Genomic DNA, 2,120 nt, shown 5'->3' on the forward strand with positions numbered 1-2,120 from the left:
ATTGAAAGTTGGAAAGGAAGGAGTCTACAGCGGTATTTTCAGGCATGGCAATTTTTCCGATACGATATCCTTCGAAATCAAAAAAGATTCCACCGACTGGAAAGTGTTCTTTACCAGTTTGGAACAGAATGAATTTCAGATTCCCTTACACAATGCGCAGGTAAGGGGTGATTCAATACGTTTTATGTTACAAAGCGATCACTACACCTATGACTTTAAAAACAAATGGATCGATAATTATGCTCGATTGTCCGGATCATTGGAAGTCGATTCGCTAGTAACAACCTATACCTTAAAGAGAGAAGCTTTAAGCAGGGAAGAAAGTGTAAAAACCGAAGAAGTCATCCTTAAATCAAACGGTCTGAAAATGGGTGGGACTATTCGAGTTCCAGCTAAACTCAATAATAAGGGAATTGTATTTCTTACTTCTTCAGGAAGCGGTGATCGCAGCGGGTCCAGGGCAGAGGCTATCTATTTTGCCAATAAAGGATATACCACCTTTCATTATGATAAACGTGGTACCGGAACTTCCGAAGGTAATTGGCAGGCAGCGACCATGGAAGAATTATTGTCGGATGATGTAAATGCCATTGCCTATTTTTCCGTACAAACCGGAATCCCCTTATCCAAAATCGGCATAAAGGGAAGCAGTCAAGGCGCGACTAAAGTCCCCTATATTCTGAATGAATTACAAGATCTGAAGTATGGTATTGCGGTCAGTTGCCCGGGCACTACCTTATTGGAAAGTGACCTGAACGCGTGGAAGAACAATAATCCCGATATACCTGAAGAAGGGGTGGAATTGCAAAGAAAAGTTTTTAAACATATTGCCGGAGACCTGACAAGGACCGAGTTGGAGAAGTCCATCGAGTTGGAAAAATCCAAACCATGGTACCCAGATATCTGGATTCCAAATCTTGATGAAGTTCAGATAGACCCAAAACTTTCATACAGCCCTATGTCCTATTTCCAAAAAACCAAACAACCTATTTTGATTATTCAAGGAACTTTGGACGAGATCATTCCCGAAAACAGCCATGAACTGATTTCCAAAGCGTTGGAAGAAGCTGGTAATGACAATTATAAAATCGTGGAATTGAAGGATGCCAACCATTCCATGTACCACGCTGGTCAGACCGATTTTCCGTACTGGGCAAAATTGCATCCAGATTTCCTGGAAACCATTGAAACCTGGATAAACACCAATTCCTGGTAAGTTGCCATAACCTTATGGACAGTTTTTGAATATAACTAGATATACCCCAAAATCTTCAAATGATTTTGAGCGATTAAATAGTATAGACTATGAAACCACGAACAATATCAGTTAGCCAAGAATAGTAAACAACTCCATTCTTACTTCTTTTCCTTTCAATGCGGTTGTTCCCAAAGATTCGATTTGAAACCCATTTCCCAATTGTAGTGCTGTTATTAAATCCTCCGAAACCAGGATGTCCACGTTATATTTATTACAAAGTCCCTGAATACGGGCGGTCGTGTTTAAGACATCTCCTGTAAAAATGATTTCCTTTTTGAGGGCGCCTATTTCTCCCGTGGTTACGTTACCTACATGAAGCCCAGCCTTGAACGTGGGTACTACGCCAAAAGTTGCCGAATACCAGTCTCCTCTTTTTTGTAAGTCCGCTTTCATGGCGAAAAAGCATTCGATACAATTATTGGCTTTTATACCGTCTTCGTATTTCCATGAAATAACGATTTCATCCCCAACATATTGATAGACTTCTCCAGCGTGGCGAATGATCGCATCCGAAAAGTCCGAATAGTATTCCCGCAACAATTCAAAATACTTGATGTGCCCCAATTGCTCTGCAATCGTGGTCGAGGACTTCATATCGGAGAAAAGGAAGATTCGTTTTTCCTCGGTCGGTTTGTGGTATTTTCCGGTAAAGAAATTCATCAACACCCCATGGCCCACATTTTCACTGATTTCAGAATAAAAAAGACTAGTAAAAAGACTGAATGCAATAGAGACCGAGGTGCTGACAAACTCCATACTCGTCAAAAAGTTTGAAAATTTATCCCTAACCTGGGTATCAAAAGGAGATACATTCAATTCGACACCGGCCGCAAGTGGATAGGTTATAAGGATGACCAATAAC

General features: G+C 40.8%; 2 protein-coding genes. One reads left to right on the top strand and one right to left on the bottom strand.

From position 1 onward, the window contains the following. Nucleotides 1–1,216, top strand: a 1,216-nt coding sequence (locus WBM98_RS18230) for an alpha/beta hydrolase family protein (RefSeq protein WP_424367444.1), incomplete at its 5' end; no start/stop codon positions are given. Nucleotides 1,217–1,327: 111 nt separating this feature from the next. Here WBM98_RS18230 and WBM98_RS18235 read toward each other — a convergent pair. Beyond that, nucleotides 1,328–2,120: adenylate/guanylate cyclase domain-containing protein (locus WBM98_RS18235; RefSeq protein WP_424367445.1), on the bottom strand; the 793-nt coding region annotated here is incomplete at its 5' end.

Origin of the sequence: Maribacter sp., from assembly GCF_049667165.1 — a bacterium.
GTDB lineage: Bacteria > Bacteroidota > Bacteroidia > Flavobacteriales > Flavobacteriaceae > Maribacter_A.